We start from the raw sequence: 22,664 nt of genomic DNA on the forward strand, positions 1-22,664 counted from the left end.
AGAAAGGCCGGTTCGATTCGAACCGGCCTTTCCTTTTTGACGAGGTTTCTTCTGCCGACGCTTACTTGTTCGGCTGCGGCGTCATGCGCAGATACGGACGCAGGGCCTTGTAACCCTTCGGGAATTTCTGCTTGATGACTTCCTCGTCTTTCAACGACGGCACGATCACCACGTCATCGCCCTGCTTCCAGTTACCCGGCGTCGCGACCGAGTGGCTGTCCGTGAGTTGCAGCGAGTCGATCACACGCAGCACTTCGTCGAAGCTGCGGCCGGTGCTGGCCGGATACGTGATGATCAGGCGCACCTTCTTTTTCGGGTCGATCACGAAGAGCGAACGGACGGTAAGCGTCTCGTTGGCGTTCGGATGGATCATGTCGTAAAGCTCGGCCACCTTGCGGTCGCCGTCCGCGAGAATCGGGAAGCCGACATTGGCCGCCTGAGTCTCGTTGATGTCCTTGATCCATTCCTTGTGCGACTCGGCGCTGTCGACCGACAAGGCGATCGTCTTCACGTTGCGCTTGTCGAACTGGTCCGCCAGTTTGGCCGTCAGACCGAGCTCGGTCGTGCAGACCGGTGTGAAGTCCGCAGGGTGCGAAAACAGCACACCCCAGCTATCGCCCAACCATTCGTGGAACTTGATGCGACCAACGCTCGATTCCTGCTCGAAATCCGGTGCGATGTCGCCAAGACGTAGACTCATAGTGCTGCTCCTAGATTGTATTCGGACATTCCGCGCGCAAGGCTCTCGCCCGAACGCGCCTCGCTAACTGCCTCGCAAACTCACAGCATAAGGGCGCGACGTTACATAACGAACAAACATCGCGTCACTACTTAATGTGTTTTTGTAATTTTCACCGATTTAGTGGAAACTTTGCGGGACAGATCAACTCCATCTTAGGCAAACTTTGCTGCACTGGGTAGCGGGTGGCATGGTTTTCATCACTCCGCCGCAACCGGGAACGGATCGTGCGTAACTCCGAAGCAACCGGGCACTGCGCTCGCCAGCGGCCGTTTCTTTGGTTACGATTCACGCGTGGCGTGAGACGAAGGGGAGCTGTCAATGTCGGAAGTCAACAAGGAGAGATTGATGTCGGATATCAAAACCGTCCTCGCGGACGCGGAAGATCTGCTGAAACAAGCCGCGAGCGCCACGGGCGAGCGCGCGTCGGAACTGCGTGAAACGGCGCTCACGCGTCTGAAACAGGCGAAGGAAAAAGCGGCTGACGTGCAAGTCGTCGTGGTCGAGAAAGGCAAGAAGGCGGCTCGCGCTACCGACGACTACGTGCATGAGCATCCGTGGGCATCCATCGGCATCGCTGCGGGCGCCGGCGTCTTGCTGGGTCTGCTGATCAACCGCAAGTAAGACACTGACGGCGTTGCCGGGTGCTTTGCATCCGGCGCTTCAGTCATTCGAGTTGACCGGCGCTTGCCTGGCCGGTCACTTCTCTTGGCGTGCTCGTTTTTACGCGCCGCCTAGGCCTTCACGCGCAACGCCAAAGCCATGACGATCGACTCACAATCGCAGCGCGGAGAACATAGCCCGTTGCGTCGCATCTTCGGTTCCGTGTTTGCCATTTTGCAAACGCGGCTTGAACTGATCGGCATCGAACTCGCCGAGGAAAAGGATCGCCTGCTCGGCGTACTGTTCCTTGGTCTTGCCGCCATGATGCTCGCCACGATGGCCTTGATCGCCTTGACGGCACTGATTGCCATCGCTTTCTGGGACACCTACCGCTGGCAGGCGCTCGCCAGCATCACCGCGGTCTACGCCATTGCCGGCATTGCCTGCGCGCTGAAAGCGCGCAATGGGCTGCGCCACGCGCCGATGGTCTTCGAAGCCACCATCGCCGAGTTCGAGAAAGACCGCGACGTGTTCCGCAAGCCGTGACGCAACGCCGTGTGGCGAGCGTGAACACGCCGCCACGCGTCCGCGTTCACCGATGTTCACGTTTTTGCCGGGCCGTTTCATCGCCTCAGTTTCATCGCCCCACTCACACTGCCGCCGATACGCCATGAGCCAACTCCACTCCGACACCGCCTTTCGCAACAAGCGCCATCAGGCTAAAGATTTGAGCGCGCCGCATCTGCGAGCGCTGCGCAAGGAACTGCTGCTGGTGCGCGCGGACGTCGAGCGCATGGAGCTCGCTCAGGCCACCGTCGAACTGCGCCAGGCCGTGACGCATTTCAGCTGGCTCAAATTCATCCTGCCGGGCTTCGGCGGAATGCGCGTAGGCAGCGGCGCAAAGTCGAGCATCGTCAATGCGGGAAGCATTGGCGCGTTGCTCAAACAATATCCGCTCATCAGCTCGATCGCCTCGATCGTGCTGGCCAAGCCGTTGCGCGCAACCGTCGCGGCTGGTGCAAAACCTGCGCTCAAATGGGGCAGCCTCGCCCTTGCCGGCTGGGAAGCGTATCGGATCTGGAAGCAGATGAAGAACGACTCCTCCAGGTCCGCGCAGAGCACGGCGGACAACCCGACCAGCGGTTACTGACTGGTTGTGGAACAGGCGGTGCAGTTGCCGCTGCCTGCTTGCGAGCGTTTCCCGCTTGCCGTTTGCCATTCACGCAAGGCCGATCGCCTAGCCCGTGTTCCAGCACTCGCGCGTGGTGAGCGTGACGCTTCCTCCATTTTCACTTCTATTGCCCCGCAGACCGGTTGCGTCGAGCGTAAAGACGCCACACGCGTCGTCATGCATGGGACTCGTGTCCGTCGGCATGGCTTCGATTGCGTAGCCACCGTTGCTGTCGTCCGGTGGCAGTATGCGTAGCCGATAAATCGGTGCGCCCAGTTGCGGCGCCTGATCCAGACCCGGCGGCAACGTCGCGACGCCGTCGCCCGGCGCCGATTCGACGAACTGCGCGGCCCGATACATCGCAGCCGACGCATCGATCCGATAGGTTCTCGCGACGTGATTGCGATACGACGGCACGGCGAAAGCGACCAGCGTCGCCGCTATGGCCAATGCAATCATGAGTTCGAGCAGCGTGAACGCGGATTGACGGAAATGCGTCATCGTCGCTCCTTCAAAATGGACGCGTGACGACACGCCGCCAGTGATGCTCGGCGCGCTCGTCAGCGAGTACGAGTTCCATCTGCAGCCAGACCTGCGACTCCTTGGTCTTCCCGAAGCCGCGCGCGGTCAACAGGTAGGCTCGTGCGTCGCGACGCGAACTCAGGCGCCATGGCTCGACCATGCACTGTGGCGGACGCAGCGAACCCGGCCATTGCGCAACCGGCGACAGCGCGCCGGCTTCAAACGCTGCAGCATTCTTCCATTGCGTGGGCTCGCCACTCGCAAGCGGCATTTCCGCTGCCGGCTGAGCGAGCGCGGCCGTAACGACACTGCGCGCACACAGCATCAGCGCCGAATCCGCGGCATGAAATGCCTGCGAGTAATCGCGAACATTGCCGGCCGCGCGCGAACTCGCCAGTGAGGCTTCGAACCACGCGGCGGAAGTGCTCAGCATCATGGCTGAAATTAGCAGGACGATCGGCAGGACCGAGCCGCCAATGCTTGCGCGCCTCCGATAGCCGACGCGCCGTTCTGCTGCTGTGCCCGATGGCGCACGAGGCGACGTGCAGGGCATGTTCGCTTGACCGTCTCCGATTGCAGTCACAACGCATCCTCCGCGACGTTTCGGATTGCCACGCGTCGCCAGAACGCCTGCCGCGCGCGCATGTCGGTGGCGAGATTATTCACGCCGTCACAATCGACGTAATGCCCTTTCCGCTGCTGCGGCGCGCCGCGAACGAGTACGCAAAGATCGACGGCGGCGACGTTTTTCCATTGGTCGATCGTGATCGCCGAAGCGTCGACCGCGTTCGCCGCGCCTCCCAGCCAATATCGAAGCCGCACGCGCTCGACGCCTTCGACCAGCGGTTGAGCAGAGCCGGGCTTGCCGCTGCCCTCGCAGTACAACTCCGGCTCGCCCGTCGACGTGCTGACTCTCGCAAAGTAACGGTTCACGAGCAGCACGCCTTGCGCACCGAGCGCAACATTGCTGTTTGCAACTGCCTGCCCAAGACAATCGGTCACCTGTCCCGTCGACGATGGCCACGTCGAGACGATGTCGCCCACGTACCGAACCGCGACGCCGTCCGAGTGACCCGGCAACGATTCGCACGTCGGACTGTCGTCGGCACCGGTCGGGCGTCCGCCTGAACATCCGAACAGTGCGGCGGGAGCGTCGAATGCAGCGATGTCTGCCGGTACGAAGCCTGCCATCTGGATTTGCTGGCCGATCAGCGCCAACGCGCTGAGGCCCGCTTCGCGGATACGCGTGGCGTCGCTTGCGGATTCGAATGCGTTGCGTTGCGACCGGTAGAGAGACACAGCTCCGGCCGTCACCACCAGGCCGAGCGCGATGGCGATCACGAACTCGACCAGCGTATGCGCGGCCTCACGTTTCGGGAGGCGCATCATTGCGCGAAGGCCAGCACGACGCACGACGATCCCGACGGAAGGTCCGCGCCGCCGCACGGTTCCGGTTTGTCGATGAGGTCTTCCGTGCGCGGCATATCGCGCAACGCAGTCCACGTTACGCGAGCCGCTGAAACCCCGCCTTCGGACACGACCGATACATCGCCGTGCGGCAACAGCGTCGCCGCACGAGCGCTCCATTGCCTGATTTCAGACTGCCCGCTCGGCGATGAACGCATGACTTCCGCGACGGAATCCGCGATCCACGATGCCTGCTCGCGGTTCGCCATCGCCTTAGCCTCGCGAGCCGTCCACAGTTGACCGGCCATCAGACCGAGTGCCGTGACGGCCATCAGCACCACGGCAAGCATGACCTCGATCAGCGAACTGCCGCTGTGGCACGCAACGAAGCGGCGCGGCATTTCGTTCGACAACCTGATGATTACGTGACTCATGACGTACCTCCGCACGCGCCTTCCACGATTCGCGCCCGTCCACCGGCGGCAATTTTTATGCAGCGCCGCCATCTGTCGCCCTGAGTCGCTTTGGACGACACGCGCGGCGCGATATCGAAACTGCGGAAGCTGCCGATCAACTGTCCGGCAGGCGGCGTGAAGGTCAGGTTCGTCTGCGTACCCACGATGCTCACCGCGGACAACAACGGCTGCGCGCGCAATAGCGAGAGCGCGCTGCCGTTGTCGGCAAAGACGGCCCAGCCGCATGACCAGTCGGTGACGCCGTCGCCGCACGACTGACCGGCGGCAAGACAACGCCGGGCCGCGTCGATCCGGCAAACGGTAATGCGCGAGCCACGGCGCAACGCTTCGCTGCGCGCATAAGCGAGCGTCGACGCAAGCGCCTTCGCCCTCGCGTCGACCTGGTCGCGCACGTGCCACGCGACGAACGACGGCGTCGCCATGACAGCGATCATCGCGATCAAGGCGATGACAACCAGCGTTTCAATGAGCGTGAAAGCATGGCGTGGCCGCCATCGGGCATAGGTCCAATTCATCTGCATCCCTGATCGTTCTGGAGAATGCAGCCAATCTAGCGAGTTGAACTGGGCCCGACAATCGGCCGAATGGCCAGGTGGCACTCAGACGCCATGCCGCGTAAGAATGAACACGAGGCGATCCACGACAGGAGCGGTAATGCAGATTTGCGATCGAACGCAGAGAAACCCAACCCGGCCGCGACGATGCGCGCGCGGGGAATCAGCGCTTGCGGGAAGGCTTGGGAGGAGAAGAGGCGCGGCGGAATTCTTCGATCACGTCTTCGAATTCGGAGACGTCTTCAAAGCGCCGGTAGACGGAGGCAAAACGAACATACGCAATGGTGTCGAGCGCGCGCAACTCGTTCATCACGAGTTCGCCGAGGCGTTCGCTGCGCACTTCGCGTTCGCCGCTGCCAAGCAGTTGATACTCGATGCGGGCGACAGCCGCGTCGATTTCGTCCGCTGCAACGGGGCGCTTGCGCAGCGCCAGTTGCATGCTCGCGAGAATCTTGCGGCGATCGAACTCCGTGCGGCTGCCGTCTTTCTTGACGACCGACGGCAACGCCAGCTCGACCCGCTCATACGTCGTGAAACGTTTGTCGCAGGCCGGGCAGCGGCGGCGCCGGCGAATCGTCGCGCCGTCTTCGGATACGCGCGAATCGACAACCTGCGTATCGGCGTGACGGCAGAAAGGGCAATGCATGGCGGTTTAGCCGTAGACCGGGAAACGTTGGGTCAGCTCGGCGACCTGGGCGCGTACGCGCTCGATCGTGGCCGCGTCTTCCGGATTGTCCAGCACGTCGGCAATCAGATTGCCCACCTGCTCTGCTTCCTTGACGCCAAAGCCGCGCGTGGTCATGGCCGGCGAGCCGAGACGCACGCCGCTCGTCACGAACGGCTTTTCCGGATCGTTCGGGATCGCGTTCTTGTTGACGGTGATGTGCGCGGCGCCCAGCGCTGCCTCTGCAGCCTTACCGGTGATTTTCTTGGCGCGCAGGTCGACCAGCATGACGTGGCTTTCGGTGCGGCCCGAAACGATACGCAGACCGCGCTTGACCAGCGTTTCGGCCAGCACGCGCGCGTTCTCGACCACCTGTTGCTGATACACCTTGAATTCCGGCGACAGCGCTTCCTTGAAGGCAACAGCCTTGCCGGCGATGACGTGCATCAGCGGGCCGCCCTGGATGCCCGGGAAGATTGCCGAGTTGATCTGCTTCTCGAACTCGGCCTTCATCAGGATCACGCCGCCGCGCGGGCCGCGCAGGCTCTTGTGCGTGGTGGTGGTAACGAAATCGGCGTGCGGCACCGGATTCGGGTACACGCCCGCTGCGATCAAACCGGCGTAGTGCGCCATGTCGACCATGAAGTACGCGCCGACCGACTTGGCGATTTTCGACAGGCGTTCGAAATCGATGCGCAGCGCGAATGCCGAAGCGCCGGCCACGATGAGCTTCGGCTTATGTTCCTGCGCCAGCTTCTCGGCGGCTTCGTAGTCGATGTCTTCGGCTTCGTTCAGGCCGTAGCTCACCACGTTGAACCACTTGCCCGACATGTTGACCGGCGAGCCGTGCGTAAGGTGGCCGCCGTGCGCGAGGCTCATGCCCATGATCGTGTCGCCCGGCTTCAGCATGGCGAAGAACACGCCCTGGTTGGCCTGCGAGCCCGAGTTCGGCTGCACGTTCGCCGCTTCCGCGCCGAACAGCTGCTTCACGCGGTCGATCGCCAGTTGCTCGGCGACGTCGACGAATTCGCAACCGCCGTAGTAGCGCTTGCCCGGATAACCTTCGGCGTACTTGTTCGTGAGTTGCGAGCCTTGCGCGGCCATCACGGCCGGGCTCGTGTAGTTTTCCGACGCGATCAGTTCGATGTGCTCTTCCTGACGGCGGTTTTCCTGCTCGATGACCTTCCAGAGTTCAGGATCGACGTTGGCGATGGTGCTTTGGGCTCTGTCAAACATACGGATTCCGTTGAGTGTGTTCAGGTTGACCGGATCGTGCGCCGATTCTTGCGTAGAGGGTACGCAGCGCTGCTGGCAGCTGGGCCAGCCCTGACGTGGCGGATGAAGAGTCGCCGCACACGCGAGGCAGGACAGCCACCGTCAGCGCAGATCAATGCGCGCGGATCACGGCTGCCCAGGCGAACGGCAAAACGGCACCCTGCGCTTCACGGTGGGTTGTTCCACCTTGAACCCGATTGGTTGAATCGGTTCTATCGCCAGTCACGCAGGGATGAGCGCGTTAGTTTATTTGAACAGGGTCGAATAGGCAACCGCGTTGCAGCCGCGCCGGTCGGCGGGTTCGGGCAGCCTTGCGGACGCAGCGCCGGCACCCTGAAACCGTCTGACGAAATGGCTTGCACGGGACGACCGGCTTGCCGTCGAGCGCCGCCCGTACGGCTCGTGCATCCTTGCCGCAGCGCCGCATTGGAAGTAGGCTTGGGGCCTTTCTCTCCAACCGACCAGGGAACTGCAATGATTGTGTTCGTCACCGGAGCGTCCGCGGGATTCGGCGCCGCCATCGCTCGCGCTTTCGTCAAGGGCGGCCATCGGGTCGTCGCGACCGCGCGCCGCAAGGACCGCCTGCAGGCACTTGCCGACGAACTCGGCGACGCGCTGCTGCCTTACGAGCTCGACGTGCGCGACCGCGCCGCCGTCGAAGCCGTGCCGGCCTCGCTGCCGGCCGATTTCGCGGCCATCGACGTGCTCGTCAACAATGCGGGCCTCGCACTCGGCGTGGAACCCGCGCACAAGGCGAGCCTCGACGAATGGAACACCATGATCGAGACCAATTGCATGGGTCTCGTCCAGATTACGCATACGCTGTTGCCCGGCATGGTGGAACGCAACCGCGGCCACGTCTTCAACCTGGGCTCGGTGGCCGGCCACTGGCCCTATCCGGGCGGCAACGTGTACGGCGCCACCAAGGCATTCGTGCGCCAGTTCAGCCTGAACCTGCGCGCCGACCTTGCCGGCACCGCCTTGCGCGTGACGGACATCGAGCCGGGTCTGTGCGGCGGCACCGAGTTTTCGAACGTGCGTTTTCGCGGCGACGACGAGAAGGCCGGCAAGGTCTATGAAAACGTGCAGCCGCTGACGGCCGAAGACATTGCCGACTCGATCTACTGGATCGCCACGCGCCCGGCGCACGTCAACATCAACACGATCGAACTGATGCCGGTGGCGCAGAGTTTCGCCGGTTTGTCCGTCCATCGCGGCTGAAATTTGCCTCTCAGGCCCGTCAGACGGGGCGCACATCTTGAAACAGACCTACAGGTGTGCGTTCCGGTAAAATGCGCCGCATGAATATGTCGCCTAGCCAGCCCGGCACGGAAATCGGCTTCACGTGGCCCATCCGCGTGTACTACGAAGATACCGACGCCGGCGGCATCGTGTTTTACGCGAACTACCTGAAATTTTTCGAGCGGGCGCGCACCGAATGGCTGCGCGCATGCGGCGTCGACCAGAACCGGCTTGCGGAAGAGACCGACGCGATCTTCATCGTGCGCAGCACCGCGGTCGATTACCGGGCGCCGGCCCGGCTCGACGACGTGATCGAAATCGTGAGCAGAATCGAGCGCCTCGGTCGCGCATCGGTCGATTTCGCGCAGGAAGCGTGGCGCAGCGGCACGCTGCTTGCTACGGGAACCATCCGGGTCGGTTGCGTCGACCGCAGTAATCTGCGGCCGGCAGCCATTCCTTCACCGGTTCTCGCCGCATTGCGGCGCGGGCCAGGCGCCAGTGACGTGTCAACGAACAACGACTGAACCCCGTTGTTACGGGGCCAGTGAACTCGTAACGATCAAGCAACACAAAGCATGGTTCGGCTTGCAGTGTCGCCGATGCTTCCGTTTTGCTCACGGCAAGCTTCGAGCGACCTTGCAGCCGGACGCCCCCTTCCGGGACGTTAAAACGAACCTTTATGAACACTACACAAGATCTGTCGATCGTTTCTCTCGTACTCAACGCGAGCCTGCTGGCGCAGGCCGTCATGGCGCTCCTGCTGCTGCTGTCCCTGCTGTCCTGGACCTTCATCTTCCGCAAGTGGTTTGCGATCCGCCGGGCGCGCGCGCAAACTGAACGTTTCGAACGCGATTTCTGGTCGGGCGGCGACCTGCAGGCGCTGTATCAAAGCGCGGCCAACAACCGTCACACGATCGGCGCGCTCGAACGCATTTTCGAATCCGGTATGCGCGAATTCCTGAAGGGCAAGGAAAAACGCCTGAACGATCCGGGCGCGATTCTGGACGGCGCACGTCGCGCCATGCGCGCCGCCTTCCAGCGTGAAATGGACGTGCTCGAAGCAAACCTCGCGTTTCTCGCGTCGGTCGGCTCGGTCAGTCCGTATATCGGTCTGTTCGGTACGGTGTGGGGGATCATGAATGCGTTCCGCGGTCTCGCCAACGTGCAGCAGGCCACCCTTGCGAACGTCGCGCCGGGCATTGCCGAAGCGCTGACCGCCACCGCGATCGGCCTGTTCGCCGCCATCCCGGCCGTGGTCGCCTACAACCGTTACGCGCACGACATCGATCGCCTCGCGATCCGCTTCGAGACCTTCATCGAAGAATTCTCGAACATTCTGCAGCGTCAGGCACAGTAAGGAGTCCACCATGGCAGGCTCATCCTCCAGCATGCGCGGCAGCCGTTCGCGCCGCGCCATGGCAGACATCAACGTCGTGCCGTACATCGACGTGATGCTCGTGCTGCTCGTGATCTTCATGGTGACCGCGCCGCTGGTCGCTCCGTCGATCGTCAATCTGCCGACCGTCGGCGGCGCCGCGCCGCAACAGCAAACGCCGCCTGTCATCGTCAATATTCGCGCCGATGGCAACATGAGCGTCAAGTACAAAGACGACGCCGGTGCGCAGCAGCAGGAAGACATGACGAAGGCCGATCTGAACGGCTTCATCGCGGACCGCGCGCAGTCGCATCCCGACCAGCCCGTCGTGATCGCCGCCGACAAGACGGTGAAGTACGAAGTGGTAATGAACGTGATGTCCGAACTGAAAGCTCGGGGCGTCAAACGCGTGGGATTGCTCGTCAAATCACAATGATCCGCAAGAATTCCGACTATCCGCTTCAGCCGCCGCGAGAACGCGGCACCGGGCGAGCCTTTGCGTTCGCCCTGGTGATGCACGCGCTGCTCGGGTTCTTCCTTTATCACGGCATTCAGTGGCAAAACAGCACGCCTGCGGGCGCGGAAGCCGAACTGTGGACCGAGGTGCCGGACACGGCTATCCCGCGTCAGCCGCCTCCTCCGCCTGTGCCGGTTGCGCCCGCGCCGCCGGTGCCGGACGAACAGGCCGACATCGCGCTGCAGGAGAAGAAGCGTCAGCAACAGGAGGCCGCGCGTCAGGCGCAGCTCGCGGAGCAACTTCGTCAGCAGAAGCTGCAGGCGCAGCAGGAAGCCGAAGCGAAGCGTCAGCAGCAACTCGCGGCCGAGCAGGCTGCGCAGCTTGCCGCGCAAAAGGCCGCCGCGGCCAAACAGAAGCAGTTGCAACAACAGCAACAGCAGCAACAGGCGGAAAAGCAGAAGCAGCAGCAACTCGCCGAGCAGCAGAAGCAGCAGCAACTGAAAGAACAGCAGCAGGAACAGCAGAAGCAGGCCGAAGCCGACGCGCAGAAGAAAGCTGACGCGCAGAAAGCGGCGAAAGCCAAGGCGCAAGCCGATGCCGCCGCGCAAGCGAAGAAGCTCGATTCGGAGCGCCGCGCGCGCCTTGCGCAGATGCAAGGCATGGCGGGCGGCGAAGGCTCGACCGGCAACGGGCTTGCGAAGAGCGGCACGGGTAGCGGCTCGGGCGGCAATGCGACTTCACCAGGCTATACGGACAAAGTAAGTCGCGCCGTGCGGCAGAACGTTTCGTGGGGCGGCCAGACGGAAGGTCTGGAAGCCATGATCGCGGTGCGCTGTTCGCCGAACGGTACAGTGTTAAGTGCCACGGTCGCGCGCAGCAGCGGCAACCCGGCGTGGGACGACGCAGCCCTGCGGGCCGTTCAGCGGACCGATCCGATGCCGCGCGACATCGACGGGAAGACGCCACCGAGCATGAACATCAGGGTACGCCCAGGACCTTGATGTTTGTAATTTACAGTCCGTTGACGGCAGACACGGCGCCACGCGCAGCGCGGCGCGCTCGGGAACGAATTAGTCGTTTTCGGGTCTGTCTGCTGTCGTGAAGCGTTAGTAAAACCGTTTTTTGGGGAATCCATACAGCATGAGTTTGATGACCAAGCTAGGCCTGCGGACACTTGTAGCGTCGTGCCTGATCGCCGTCGGCGGCGCCGCCAACGCACAACTCAACGTCCTCGTGACAGGCGTCGGGTCCACCCAGTTTCCGATCGCGACGGCGAATTTCGCCAACGAAGCGAATTCGCCGCAGCAGGTCAGCACAATCGTGCGTCAGGATCTGCAGCGCAGCGGCAAGTTCACGAACATCGACGCGGGCAGCACGCCGGTCGCCGAAACCGATTCCGTCGACCTCGGCAGCTGGAAGGCCAAGGGCGCCAACGCGTTCGTCTCGGGCAGCGTGAACCGCTTGCCGAACGGCCAGTACGAAGTGCGCTTCAAGCTGTACGACACCGTGAAGGGTGAAAGCCTCGGCGGCCTCGTGCTCGTGAGCCCCGAAAGCGGTCTGCGCATGAGCGCGCACAAGGTTGCGGACTACATCTACGCGAAGCTGATGGGTGGGCGCGGCGTGTTCGCTACGCGTCTGTCGTACGTCATCAAAACGGGCGGCCGCTATCAGTTGCAGATCTCCGACTCCGACGGTCAGGACGCGCACATCGCGCTCTCGAGCCCGGAGCCGATCATCTCGCCGGCATGGTCGCCAGACGGCACCAAGGTCGCTTACGTTTCGTTCGAAAAGAAGAAGCCGATCGTCTACATCCACGACCTGCCCACGGGCCGTCGCGTGGTCGTATCGGACCAGAAGGGTAACAACAGCGCACCGGCGTGGTCGCCGGACGGACGCACGCTGGCCGTCGCGCTCTCGCGTACCGGCAACACGCAGATTTTCGCCGTCAACGCAGACGGCAGCGGCCTGCGCCGCCTCACGCAAGGCAGCTCGATCGACACCGAACCGGCTTTCTCGCCCGACGGCCAGTCGATCTACTTCACCAGCGACCGTGGCGGCCAACCGCAGATCTACAAGATGTCGGCTCAAGGCGAAAACGCTGGCTCCGCGCAGCGCGTGACCTTCACCGGCAGCTATAACACCAGCCCGCGCGTGAGCCCGGACGGCAAACAGCTTGCGTATATCTCGCGCGTCGGCGGCGGATTCAAGCTGTATATCCAGGACCTGCAAGGCGGAACCGCCACGGGCCTGACGGACACGACACATGACGAATCGCCGAGCTTCGCGGCGAACGGTCAGTACATTCTTTACGCCACACAGGTGAACGGCCGTGGCGTGTTGGCCGCAGTTTCGACCGACGGTCGCACTCGGCAGGTCCTGTCCGTTCAGGGCGGCAGCGTACGCGAGCCGTCCTGGGGCCCGTTTATGCAATAACGTTCATGCAACAACACAAGGAGAGTAACCAAATGATGTCAAAACTTCGCTTTGCATTTGCTGTTCTGATGGTCGGCGCGCTGGCTGCGTGTCACTCGGGCGTCAAGCTCGACGAAAACGCTAACAAGGGTGGCGCCGTTTCGACGCAACCGAACCCGAACGATGTCGCACAAGTCAATGTCGATCCGCTGAACGATCCGAATAGCCCGCTCGCCAAGCGCAGCATCTACTTCGACTTCGACAGCTACTCGGTCAAGGACGACTATCAATCGCTGCTGCAACAACACGCTCAGTACCTGAAGAGCCATCCGCAACGTCACGTCCTGATCCAGGGCAACACCGACGAACGCGGCACGAGCGAGTACAACCTGGCACTGGGCCAGAAGCGTGCTGAAGCTGTCCGCCGTTCGCTGTCGCTGATGGGCGTGACCGACTCGCAAATGGAAGCCGTGAGCCTCGGCAAGGAAAAGCCGCAAGCTACGGGTCATGACGAAGCATCGTGGGCGCAGAACCGCCGCGCCGACCTCGCTTACCAACAGTAAGTAACGGGTGATAAGCCGAATGACGCATCGTTTCTCCTGGCTGCGGTTAGCCGCAGCGGCTTGCGTCGCGAGCACGGCCCTCACGGCCGTGCCGGCACACGCAGGCATCTTCGACGACGATCAGGCTCGTCAGGCGATTCTCGACCTTCGTACGAAGACCGATAGCCTGTCGAGCCAGTTGTCGGCAGCGCAGCGCACCATCCTCGATCAGTCCAACCGTCTCGACCAGCTGAATCAGCAGGTCGCAACGTTGCGTGGACAGAACGAGGACATGGCCAACCAGCTCGCCACTGTGCAGAAGCAGCAGAAGGACTACTACACCGATCTGGACACGCGTCTCAAGAAATTCGAGCCGCAGCAACAGACGGTGGACGGCGTCCAGGGCGAGGTGCAGCCGGGTGAAACCGATTCGTTCAATGCGGCGTCCCAGCAGTTCCGCAGCGGCGATTTCAAGAATGCGGCGGCGTCGTTCCGCACGTTCATCACCAAGTTTCCGAACAGCCCTTACCAGCCGACCGCGCAATACTGGCTCGGCAACGCGTTGTACGCACTGCGCGACTACAAGGGCTCGACGGCGACCTGGCAAGGTATCGTGCAGAAGTACCCGCAGCATCCGCGTGCGCCGGAAGCGCTGCTGGCAATTGCAAACAATCAGATCGAGCAAGGTCAGAAGGCTGCGGCCAAGAAGACGCTCGAGCAGATCGTCGCGCAATACAGCGGCTCGGATGTAGCGCAAACGGCGCAGAGCAAGCTGTCGCAAATCAAGTAGGTGCTGTCGCGGTAACGTGCAGTGTCCGATTTCATGGTCACGCGCGCCTCTCGCTGAAAAGCCCAGGCTAGCAATAGCCTGGGCTTTTCACTATCTGAAGTCCACGAAATCAATTGGCCTTCACGGGTTGACAGCCCCCGAACGCTATCGCTATAATTTCGCTTCTCTTTTGGGTCGTTAGCTCAGCTGGTAGAGCAGCGGACTTTTAATCCGTTGGTCACAGGTTCGAATCCCGTACGGCCTACCAAAAGATTCGAGGGCTTGCACGCGTCAGCGTCGCAAGCCCTTTTCTTTTTGCGGCGCAATTTTGTGTTGCACGGTGCAATCGCATGCCGTTTCTTCGCGGCATCGCCTCGCCTGGATCACTCGCGCATGTCAGCCAATGCGCAAGGTCGATCGAATCAATCCCACAACGTTAATCCCGAACTCCTCGCGGCATTCGAGCGGTTCCTACACGCCTCTTCTTTACACGCCGACAAATACAACGGACTCCGAACATTAGCGTTTATCGAGACGTAGAGCCATGTAATGATCGCCGCCGACCTGGCGTTGCGTGCCACGCATCCGCGTAAGCAACCGTGCTGGCAAGACCGCAAAAAATCTGCGCTTTCATTCCGTCGACATGACCAATTTTCTGATCGATCTGATCTCGAATCTCGCCCTGCTCGCTTTCGTGCTGATCGCGTGTGCGTTATGCAATCGGCTGATACCAGGAACCGTGCTCGATGGCGCGCGCATCTTCGCGGCGCTCGCCGTCACCGCGCTGATCTTCGACGCGGCACTGACCTTCGTCGTCTTCGCCGACGCGCAAACACGCTACGGCAAGTTCAGTACGACCGATGCGTTCCTCGGACGTGCAGGCGCTTATGCACTGGCCGCCGTCATCGCTCTGACTTACGCAAAAGTGGATCGACGCCTGCGCGCGGCCGAAGCAAAACCCAACGCGGGCGACAAGATCGTCATCCACACGTCACCGTACTCGGAATCGCATTTGCCGATGTAAGCCGGCGCGACGCGAACGCCCCGGCAAGCCCGTTCAAGCACAGCCGCCATAACGTCGCCCAAAGCCGCCATCCCCCCAGGGTGCCCCCGGGAACGCTGCTTGCCTACGCGCGCGCCGTCACCTATAACTTCCGAAGATCGAGAGTTACCGGTTGTGCCCGTCGCCGGGCAATTGCCGCTGCATTGCGCCACCGTCGTTCAATCAGTCGAAGGCAACTCACCCAGCGAGGGGGACATCTTGGATCTCGAAACCGTACGCGTCTTCATCATGACCCGAGGCATCGACCTCGGTACCAAGGTACTCGGCGCCATCGTCCTGTGGATCGTGGGCCGCTGGATCATCGGACTGATCACCGGCCTGCTGCGCAAGCTGCTGTCGAAAAACGGCCGCGTCGATCCAACCCTGGCTCACTATCTCGGCTCGATTCTCGGCGCGCTGCTGAACCTGCTGCTGATCCTCGCGATCCTGCAGGTGTTCGGCGTCCAGACAACCTCGTTCGCCGCGCTGCTCGCCGGCCTCGGTCTCGCCATCGGCACGGCGTGGGGCGGTCTGCTCGCGCACTTCGCGGCGGGCATCTTCATGCAGGTACTGCGACCGTTCAAGGTGGGCGATTTCGTCACGGCGGGCGGCGTGACCGGCACGGTTTCGGAGTTGGGCCTGTTCGGCACGACCATCGTAACGCCCGACAACGTGACGACCATCGTCGGCAACAACAAGATCTTCTCGGACACGATCTCGAACTACAGCGTGCTGCCCGTTCGGCGCGTGGAGTTGACGGCCAAGATCGCAAACGGCGTGGATCCGACGGACGCGATGAACCGCTTGCGAACCGCCGTCACGCAAATTCCGAACGTTGCGGAAAGTCCCGCGCCGGACATCGAAGTGCTGAGTTTCACGCCGGAAGGACCGATGCTGTGCGTGCGCCCTTACACGCACAACGAGCATTACTGGCAGGTCTACTTCGACACCAATCGCGCAATCATCCAGACCTTCAAGGACGCCGGTTACCCGACACCGGAAACGCCGCTCGCGCCGCGTGCAGTCACCTGAAATAACCCGCACGGCACGGCCGGGCAAAAAAAAGGCGTCGCAATACTCGCGACGCCTTTTTCCAGCTAACTCATTGGCCTCGACGCACGAAGCACGAGTTGCCTTGGTCCTCAGCGGTTACTGGCTCCCGAGGCATTTTTGCGTGTCATCTTCCACACGGCGCCGAGCAGGACCGGCACCACGGCCGCGCCGATACCCACCAGAACGATCACGTTCAGGTACTGGCGGATGAACGGAATATTGCCGAAGAAGTAACCGAGCAACACGAGCAGCAACACCCACAGCAGCGCGCCCAGCACGTTGAAAAGCTGGAACCGGCTGATCGTCATTTCCGACGCGCCGGCAACGAACGGCGCGAAAGTTCGCACCACCGGAATGAAACGCGCGAGCACGATGGTCTTGCCACCGTGCTTTTCATAGAAGTTATGCGTTTTTTGCAGCGCGGCGCGGTCGAGGAATCGCTCCAGCACCGGAATATGCGAATTGAACACGCGCGGCCCGATGGCGCGCCCGATCGTGTAGTTCACCGTATTGCCCGCTACGGCCGCGACGAGCAGCAGCACGATGAGCAGGCCGAGATTCATCTCGCCGGTTGCGCAGAACGCGCCGCCGATGAATAGCAGCGAATCGCCCGGCAGAAACGGCAGCACGACCAGGCCGGTTTCGCAGAACACGATCAGAAACAGCACCGCATAAACCCAGGCGCCGTACACGTGGATGAAGTCCCCCAGGAACTTGTCGATGTGCAAGACAAGATTGACGAAATGTAGCAACGTGTCCAAAGAGGCGTCCTTTTATTCAGCGAGTACGTGTGTATGGCAGAAGCGGCCGGAGAAATACGACGGCGAGCCGGCGAGCGACGAACGGCAAGTGCGAACTTACCGCCGCAAATTGACCGCGTCATGATACCGAAAGTGCCTGGAAGCGATTAAAAATGTGGGGACGCGAATCGCTATAATTTCGCCATGTCCGAATTTTCCGAAACGCCTGCCGATCTCGCCGCTGCGGCCCCGCTTTCCGGCGCAGCGCCCGGCCCACGTCCGTTGCGGGCGATCCAGCCCCTTCCCGATCAACTGATCAGCCAGATCGCCGCCGGCGAAGTGGTCGAGCGGCCGGCCTCCGTGGTGAAGGAACTGCTGGAAAACGCACTCGACGCGGGCGCGAAGTCGCTGCGCATCATGCTCGACGAGGGCGGGGTCAAGCGCATCTCGATCACCGACGACGGCTGCGGCATCCCCGAAAACGAACTGGCGCTCGCGCTGATGCGCCACGCGACCAGCAAGATCCGCTCGCTCGCCGAACTCGAAGCCGTGGCAACCCTCGGTTTTCGCGGCGAAGCGCTGGCGTCGATCGCCTCGGTGGCGCAAATGACGATCACCAGCCGCGTCGCGGACGCGCCGCACGCCGTGCGCGTGGACGCGCAGACCGGCGTGTTGAGCCCGGCCGCCGGCACGCAGGGCACCACGATCGAAGTGCGCGAGCTGTACTTCAATACGCCCGCGCGCCGCAAATTCCTGAAAAGCGAACAAACCGAACTCGGTCATTGCCTCGAACAGATTCGCCGCGCGGCGTTGGCGCGGCCGGACGTGGCCATTTCGGTCCTGCACAACGGCAAGGCAGTCGAACACTGGAACGCGAGCGAACCGCCCGTGCGCGTCGCCAAAATTCTCGGCGAAACCTTCGCCACGGCGCATTTGCCGCTCGACGAATCGGCCGGTCCGCTGGCCGTGTACGGTTGCGCCGGCCTGCCGACCGCCAGCCGCGGACGCGCCGACCAGCAGTATTTCTTCGTGAACGGACGCTTCGTGCGCGACAAGCTGCTGACACACGCGGTGCGCGCAGCCTACGAAGACGTCCTGCATGGCGACCGCTATCCGTCCTACGTGCTGTTTCTCGATTTGCCGCCGGAAGGCGTCGATGTGAACGTGCATCCGTCGAAGATCGAAGTCCGTTTCCGCGATTCGCGCTCGATCCACCAGTTCGTGTTCCACGCAGTCCAGCGCGCTCTCGCACGGCACGCCGGCGCGTCCCCGGAAACCACGGCGGGCGGTCACGCGGCACATCTGGAGCCGTCCACGAGCGGCCCGGCGCCGTTTGGCGCGACGCCGCTCGACAGCGCGGGAGTGGGCGGCGCGAATTTCGGCGCGGGCTCGTCTGGCGGTTCGAACAGCGGATTCGGCTCGGCGCAGCCGGGCAACACGTGGATGCGTCAGGCGCGCATGACGCAAGGCACGCTGCCAGTCGCGCAGCCGCTCGCGTTTTACGACGCGCTGTTCGGTCGCAAGGACACCAACGCCGGCAGCAACGCCGGCGCGACCATTTTCGAAATGCGCGATTCGGCCGCGGAAACGTCGACGCCGTTCGGGGCCACGCCTTCGTACGCCGCACCCGCTTTCAACGCCGCCGACGAGCAGCCGCTCGGCTTCGCGCTCGGGCAGATTCACGGCATCTATGTGCTGGCGCAGAACGCGCACGGCCTTGTCATCGTCGACATGCACGCCGCGCACGAACGCATTCTGTACGAGCAGTTCAAGAACGCGCTGGCCGATCGTACGATCGCCGTGCAGCCTTTGCTGATCCCGCAGAGCATGCAGGCCGATCCGATCGAAATCGGCACCGTCGAGGAAGAGCGCGACACGCTCGACGCGCTCGGCTTCGACCTCGCCGTGCTGTCGCCCACCACGCTCGCGATCCGCGCCGTGCCCGCGCTGCTGAAAGACGCCGATCTGCAGGCGCTGGCGCGTGCGGTGCTTTCCGACCTGCACGCGTTCGGCGGCTCGCGGGTATTGACCGAACGTCAGCACGAACTGCTCGGTACGCTCGCCTGCCATCACGCAGTGCGGGCGAACCGCCGCCTCACGCTCGACGAAATGAACGCACTGCTGCGCCAGATGGAAGCGACCGAGCGCGCCGACCAGTGCAATCACGGGCGTCCGACGTGGTATCAACTGACGCTGTCCGACCTCGACCGCCTCTTCATGCGCGGACAATGACCGTGCGCCCGACCCTGCTTTCCCGGCGCACGCCGCATTGCCCATGACCTCGTCGGACCGGATTCCCGTACCTTGCCTGCTCGGCCCGACTGCATCGGGCAAAACGGCGGCTGCCCTGGCGCTGGCCGCCAGACGGCCCGTGGAAATCATCAGCGTGGACTCGGCGCTCGTCTATCGCGAGATGGATATCGGCACCGCCAAGCCGACCGCCGAGGAGCGCGCGCTGGCGCCGCATCATCTGATCGACATCGTCGATCCGGCCGATGTGTACTCGGCCGCGGAATTTCGCACCGACGCATTGCGGCTGATCGGCGAAATCAGCGCGCGCGGAAGGCTGCCCCTGCTGGTCGGCGGGACGATGCTTTACTACAAGGCGCTGACGCAAGGTCTCAACGATCTGCCGGCCGCCGACGCCGACGTGCGCGCCACGCTCGACGCCGATGCCGTCCGCGAAGGCTGGCCGGCGCTGCATGCGCGCCTCGCTGCGGTCGATCCTGTCACCGCCGCGCGTCTCGCGCCCAACGATTCGCAGCGAATCCAGCGTGCGCTCGAGGTTTTCATGCTGACCGGTCAGGCGATGTCGGCGCTACTCGCCGCGCCCGCCCGCACCGACGACGCCGCGCTTGCCTGGCGCTTCGTGCCGATTGCGCTGGAGCCGTCCGAGCGCAGCGTTTTGCACGCGCGCATCGAGAAACGCTTCGACGCCATGCTGGCCGGCGGCTTTGTCGATGAAGTGGTGAAGCTGCGTGAACGCGGAGATCTGCTGCCCGACATGCCGTCGATGCGCTGTGTGGGCTACCGGCAAGTCTGGGAATATCTGGACGGCGCCGTGGATTACGCGACCATGCGGGACAAGGGAGTATTTGCGACGCGTCAGTTGTGCAAGCGGCAACTCACATGGCTGCGAAGCATGACGGAGCGGGTAGTGGTGGACTGCTGCGATCCTGGCGCGACGGCGCAGGTGGTGAGTCTGATCGACGAACTGCTTTAATAAGCCGCGATTAAGCGGTAGTTGCGCGGTGATTGAGCGCGTGACGCGTCGGGCGACGCGTCACGCAGCAACCCGTACTGCCTTACACGACGACGGTCTGAGCCTCGCCGGCGGCGCTTTCGCGAATCATGCCGATTTTCCAGACCTGCTCGCCAGCGGCCGACAACAGGCCGATCGCCGCGTCGGCGTCAGCGGCCGACACGACGACCGCCATGCCGATACCGCAGTTGAACACACGATGCATTTCCGCGTCGGCCACGCCGCCGTGCTTTTGCAGCCACGTGAACAGCGGCGGCATCGGCCAGCCACGATGATCCAGTTCGGCCGTCAGGCCTTCACGCAGAACGCGCGGAATGTTTTCGACCAGACCGCCGCCCGTGATGTGCGCCATGCCCTTGACGGCGATCTGCTGCATCAACGCCAGCAGCGGCTTCACGTAGATATGCGTGGGCGCCATCAAGGCGTCTGCCAGCGAGCGGCCGTCGAAGTCGGCGTTCAGATCGGGCTGGGCGCGCTCGATGATCTTGCGCACCAGCGAGAAGCCGTTCGAATGGATACCGCTCGACGCCAGACCCAGCACCACGTCGCCGGGGGCGATCGTGCTGCCGTCGATAATCTTGCTCTTTTCGACCGCACCGACCGCGAAACCGGCCAGATCGTATTCGCCGTCAGGGTACATGCCCGGCATTTCCGCCGTTTCACCGCCGATCAGCGCGCAGCCCGCGAGTTCGCAACCTTGCGCGATGCCCTTCACGACCGTTGCAGCGGTACCGACGTCGAGCTTGCCGCACGCGAAGTAGTCGAGGAAGAACAGCGGCTCGGCGCCCTGCACGAGAATATCGTTCACGCTCATCGCCACCAGATCCTGGCCGACGGTGTCGTGTTTGTTCAGTTGAAAGGCGAGGCGCAGCTTGGTGCCGACGCCGTCCGTGCCCGATACGAGCACCGGTTCCTTGTATTTCTTCGGCACTTCGAACAGCGCGCCAAACCCGCCGATGCCACCCAGCACGCCGTCGCGCATCGTCTTTTTGGCAAAGGGCTTGATCGCGTCGACAAGGGCGTCGCCCGCGTCGATGTCCACGCCGGCGTCGCGATACGACAAACCTTGAGTGTCTTGGGCGGATTTCGGTTGATTCATGGGGAAGAGCAAGAAGGTCGGTAAAATGCGATTTTACCCGATGCCGGCCGACTGGCTGGAATTTGAATCATCCTGAAGCATCCGGTCGCGACCCCACCTGGGAAATCACTTTGCAACAAAACTCCTCGATTCTGACGCCTGTGCAACGTCGCGCCTTCATCTGGCTGGCGATCGGGCTGGGCGTCGGCATTCTGCTGTGGCTGCTGAGCCCGGTGCTCACGCCGTTTCTGCTCGGCGCGATTCTCGCGTACATCCTGCAGCCCGGCGTTGCGTGGATGGTGCGTCGGCGCGTGCCGCGCACGCTCGCCGCCCTGCTGATGATGCTGTTCTTCACGCTGCTCATGACCGTGCTCGCGCTGCTGGTGCTGGCGGTGATCCAGAAGGAAGGGCCGCAGCTCAGGCAGCAGGTTCCGGTATTCTTCGCGCACGTCAGCGGCTGGCTGCATCCCAAGCTCGCGCTGCTGGGTCTGGCCGATTCACTCGATTTCGCCAGCATCCGCGATCTCGTGATGGGACAACTCGAAGGCAGCGCGCAGACCGTCGCGCTGTATGCGTGGACGTACATCCGCACCAGCAGCAACGTGATGATGACCGTGGTCGGCAACGTCGTGCTCGTGCCGCTCGTGCTCTTTTATCTGCTGTACGACTGGAATCGCATGCTCGCGCGTGCGCAGGGCATGGTGCCGCGCCGCTGGCTCGACAAGACGCAGCAACTCGCAAGCGAGATGGATCACATGCTGTCGCAATACCTGCGCGGGCAGTTGCTGGTGATGGGCGTGCTCGCGGTGTTCTACGCGGTGGCGCTCACCCTTGCCGGCTTCGAGATCGCGTTGCCGGTAGGCATCTTCACTGGGCTCGCCGTGTTCATTCCGTATATCGGTTTTGCCACGGGTCTGGCGCTGGCTTTGCTCGCCGCGTTGCTGCAATTCGGCGACTGGTACGGTTTCGGCGCGGTCGCGATCATTTATGGCATCGGGCAGATTCTGGAGAGCTTCTACCTGACACCGCGGCTCGTCGGCGAACGTATCGGGCTGCATCCGCTCGCAGTCATTTTTGCGTTGCTTGCGTTCGGCCAGCTGTTCGGCTTTTTCGGCGTTCTGCTGGCGCTGCCGGTCAGCGCGATACTGTCGGTGGCGCTGCGCGAGTTGCGTCAAAGTTATCTGACCAGCACGCTGTACAACAACTGACTCTTCGAATGTTGATCCACCTCTTCAGGGCCCCGCGTACGGGCCATTTGCGGACTAAGCCCCATTTTCGGCA

General features: G+C 62.7%; 26 protein-coding genes, 1 tRNA gene and 1 riboswitch. Of the genes, 17 read left to right on the top strand and 10 right to left on the bottom strand.

Annotated elements, in window-relative coordinates:
• Positions 1 to 61: 61 nt before the first annotated feature.
• Entirely contained in the window at positions 62 to 700 is a 639-nt protein-coding gene (locus P3T18_RS07905; RefSeq protein ID WP_429299367.1) for a peroxiredoxin, read from the bottom strand.
• 360 nt (positions 701 to 1,060) lie between these two features.
• Between P3T18_RS07905 and P3T18_RS07910 the strand changes: the two genes are divergently transcribed.
• The 3 genes from P3T18_RS07910 to P3T18_RS07920 all read left to right on the top strand — a co-directional run bounded on the left by P3T18_RS07910 (position 1,061) and on the right by P3T18_RS07920 (position 2,492).
• Positions 1,061 to 1,363 carry a DUF883 family protein gene (locus tag P3T18_RS07910; protein ID WP_028198798.1) on the top strand — a complete coding sequence of 101 codons (303 nt, stop codon included), beginning with the start codon at positions 1,061 to 1,063 and terminating at the stop codon, positions 1,361 to 1,363.
• A 138-nt stretch (positions 1,364 to 1,501) separates the two neighbouring features.
• Positions 1,502 to 1,888: a phage holin family protein gene (locus tag P3T18_RS07915; RefSeq protein ID WP_429299368.1), complete on the top strand. Its 387-nt coding sequence runs from the start codon at positions 1,502 to 1,504 to the stop codon at positions 1,886 to 1,888.
• Positions 1,889 to 2,012: 124 nt separating this feature from the next.
• Positions 2,013 to 2,492 (top strand): DUF3318 domain-containing protein, encoded by a 480-nt coding sequence (locus tag P3T18_RS07920; protein WP_429299369.1) that lies wholly within the window; start codon positions 2,013 to 2,015, stop codon positions 2,490 to 2,492.
• A gap of 87 nt (positions 2,493 to 2,579) precedes the next feature.
• Here the strand turns inward: P3T18_RS07920 and P3T18_RS07925 are convergent, their stop codons facing one another.
• The 7 genes from P3T18_RS07925 to glyA all read right to left on the bottom strand — a co-directional run bounded on the left by P3T18_RS07925 (position 2,580) and on the right by glyA (position 7,372).
• Complete coding sequence (locus P3T18_RS07925) at positions 2,580 to 3,014, bottom strand: type IV pilin protein (RefSeq protein ID WP_429299370.1); 435 nt, start codon at positions 3,012 to 3,014, stop codon at positions 2,580 to 2,582.
• A gap of 10 nt (positions 3,015 to 3,024) precedes the next feature.
• Positions 3,025 to 3,471 carry a pilus assembly PilX family protein gene (locus P3T18_RS07930; RefSeq protein ID WP_429299371.1) on the bottom strand — a complete coding sequence of 149 codons (447 nt, stop codon included), beginning with the start codon at positions 3,469 to 3,471 and terminating at the stop codon, positions 3,025 to 3,027.
• A gap of 143 nt (positions 3,472 to 3,614) precedes the next feature.
• Positions 3,615 to 4,421 carry a PilW family protein gene (locus tag P3T18_RS07935; RefSeq protein WP_429300069.1) on the bottom strand — a complete coding sequence of 269 codons (807 nt, stop codon included), beginning with the start codon at positions 4,419 to 4,421 and terminating at the stop codon, positions 3,615 to 3,617.
• Positions 4,421 to 4,876, bottom strand: a complete 456-nt coding sequence (locus tag P3T18_RS07940; RefSeq protein ID WP_429299372.1) for a type IV pilus modification PilV family protein — start codon at positions 4,874 to 4,876, stop codon at positions 4,421 to 4,423. The genes P3T18_RS07935 and P3T18_RS07940 overlap by 1 nt, the downstream gene beginning before the upstream one ends.
• Positions 4,873 to 5,433 (bottom strand): GspH/FimT family pseudopilin, encoded by a 561-nt coding sequence (locus P3T18_RS07945; protein ID WP_429299373.1) that lies wholly within the window; start codon positions 5,431 to 5,433, stop codon positions 4,873 to 4,875. The genes P3T18_RS07940 and P3T18_RS07945 overlap by 4 nt, the downstream gene beginning before the upstream one ends.
• A gap of 202 nt (positions 5,434 to 5,635) precedes the next feature.
• Positions 5,636 to 6,118 carry a transcriptional regulator NrdR gene (nrdR, locus tag P3T18_RS07950; protein WP_429299374.1) on the bottom strand — a complete coding sequence of 161 codons (483 nt, stop codon included), beginning with the start codon at positions 6,116 to 6,118 and terminating at the stop codon, positions 5,636 to 5,638.
• A 6-nt stretch (positions 6,119 to 6,124) separates the two neighbouring features.
• A complete protein-coding gene (glyA, locus tag P3T18_RS07955; RefSeq protein WP_429299375.1) occupies positions 6,125 to 7,372 on the bottom strand; it encodes a serine hydroxymethyltransferase in 1,248 nt (415 codons plus the stop codon).
• 166 nt (positions 7,373 to 7,538) lie between these two features.
• Positions 7,539 to 7,647: riboswitch (ZMP/ZTP riboswitch) on the bottom strand.
• Positions 7,648 to 7,885: 238 nt separating this feature from the next.
• On the opposite strand from glyA, the gene ydfG reads away from it, so the two are divergent.
• From ydfG to P3T18_RS08010, 11 genes are all read left to right on the top strand, one after another.
• Positions 7,886 to 8,632: a bifunctional NADP-dependent 3-hydroxy acid dehydrogenase/3-hydroxypropionate dehydrogenase YdfG gene (ydfG, locus tag P3T18_RS07960; RefSeq protein ID WP_429299376.1), complete on the top strand. Its 747-nt coding sequence runs from the start codon at positions 7,886 to 7,888 to the stop codon at positions 8,630 to 8,632.
• 71 nt (positions 8,633 to 8,703) lie between these two features.
• Positions 8,704 to 9,177 (top strand): tol-pal system-associated acyl-CoA thioesterase, encoded by a 474-nt coding sequence (ybgC, locus tag P3T18_RS07965; RefSeq protein WP_429300070.1) that lies wholly within the window; start codon positions 8,704 to 8,706, stop codon positions 9,175 to 9,177.
• A gap of 155 nt (positions 9,178 to 9,332) precedes the next feature.
• A complete protein-coding gene (gene tolQ, locus P3T18_RS07970) occupies positions 9,333 to 10,010 on the top strand; it encodes a protein TolQ (protein WP_007179119.1) in 678 nt (225 codons plus the stop codon).
• A gap of 10 nt (positions 10,011 to 10,020) precedes the next feature.
• Positions 10,021 to 10,464 (top strand): protein TolR, encoded by a 444-nt coding sequence (gene tolR, locus P3T18_RS07975; RefSeq protein ID WP_429299377.1) that lies wholly within the window; start codon positions 10,021 to 10,023, stop codon positions 10,462 to 10,464.
• Entirely contained in the window at positions 10,461 to 11,486 is a 1,026-nt protein-coding gene (tolA, locus tag P3T18_RS07980; RefSeq protein WP_429299378.1) for a cell envelope integrity protein TolA, read from the top strand. Before tolR ends, tolA begins: the two co-directional genes overlap by 4 nt.
• Positions 11,487 to 11,625: 139 nt before the next feature.
• A complete protein-coding gene (gene tolB / locus P3T18_RS07985) occupies positions 11,626 to 12,918 on the top strand; it encodes a Tol-Pal system beta propeller repeat protein TolB (protein ID WP_429299379.1) in 1,293 nt (430 codons plus the stop codon).
• 32 nt (positions 12,919 to 12,950) lie between these two features.
• Positions 12,951 to 13,460, top strand: coding sequence for a peptidoglycan-associated lipoprotein Pal (gene pal / locus P3T18_RS07990; protein WP_429299380.1), 510 nt, complete (start codon positions 12,951 to 12,953; stop codon positions 13,458 to 13,460).
• A gap of 19 nt (positions 13,461 to 13,479) precedes the next feature.
• Positions 13,480 to 14,229: a tol-pal system protein YbgF gene (ybgF, locus tag P3T18_RS07995; RefSeq protein WP_429299381.1), complete on the top strand. Its 750-nt coding sequence runs from the start codon at positions 13,480 to 13,482 to the stop codon at positions 14,227 to 14,229.
• Between the two features lie 171 nt (positions 14,230 to 14,400).
• Positions 14,401 to 14,476, top strand: a tRNA-Lys gene (locus P3T18_RS08000).
• A 375-nt stretch (positions 14,477 to 14,851) separates the two neighbouring features.
• The gene (locus tag P3T18_RS08005) at positions 14,852 to 15,232 is read left to right on the top strand and encodes a hypothetical protein (protein WP_429299382.1); all 381 of its coding nucleotides are present in this window, start codon (positions 14,852 to 14,854) and stop codon (positions 15,230 to 15,232) included.
• Between the two features lie 237 nt (positions 15,233 to 15,469).
• Positions 15,470 to 16,282, top strand: coding sequence for a mechanosensitive ion channel family protein (locus P3T18_RS08010; protein WP_429299383.1), 813 nt, complete (start codon positions 15,470 to 15,472; stop codon positions 16,280 to 16,282).
• A 110-nt stretch (positions 16,283 to 16,392) separates the two neighbouring features.
• Here the strand turns inward: P3T18_RS08010 and P3T18_RS08015 are convergent, their stop codons facing one another.
• Entirely contained in the window at positions 16,393 to 17,064 is a 672-nt protein-coding gene (locus tag P3T18_RS08015; protein ID WP_429299384.1) for a DedA family protein, read from the bottom strand.
• Positions 17,065 to 17,247: 183 nt separating this feature from the next.
• On the opposite strand from P3T18_RS08015, the gene mutL reads away from it, so the two are divergent.
• Complete coding sequence (gene mutL / locus P3T18_RS08020; protein WP_429299385.1) at positions 17,248 to 19,275, top strand: DNA mismatch repair endonuclease MutL; 2,028 nt, start codon at positions 17,248 to 17,250, stop codon at positions 19,273 to 19,275.
• A gap of 43 nt (positions 19,276 to 19,318) precedes the next feature.
• Entirely contained in the window at positions 19,319 to 20,266 is a 948-nt protein-coding gene (miaA, locus tag P3T18_RS08025) for a tRNA (adenosine(37)-N6)-dimethylallyltransferase MiaA (RefSeq protein WP_429299386.1), read from the top strand.
• A gap of 82 nt (positions 20,267 to 20,348) precedes the next feature.
• Here miaA and purM read toward each other — a convergent pair whose 3' ends face one another.
• Positions 20,349 to 21,404, bottom strand: a complete 1,056-nt coding sequence (gene purM / locus P3T18_RS08030) for a phosphoribosylformylglycinamidine cyclo-ligase (RefSeq protein WP_429299387.1) — start codon at positions 21,402 to 21,404, stop codon at positions 20,349 to 20,351.
• A gap of 110 nt (positions 21,405 to 21,514) precedes the next feature.
• Between purM and P3T18_RS08035 the strand changes: the two genes are divergently transcribed.
• Positions 21,515 to 22,591: an AI-2E family transporter gene (locus tag P3T18_RS08035; protein WP_429299388.1), complete on the top strand. Its 1,077-nt coding sequence runs from the start codon at positions 21,515 to 21,517 to the stop codon at positions 22,589 to 22,591.
• Positions 22,592 to 22,664: the final 73 nt, after the last annotated feature.

Origin of the sequence: Paraburkholderia sp. GAS199, from assembly GCF_050436585.1 — a bacterium.
In the GTDB taxonomy this organism is placed as follows: Bacteria; Pseudomonadota; Gammaproteobacteria; order Burkholderiales; family Burkholderiaceae; genus Paraburkholderia.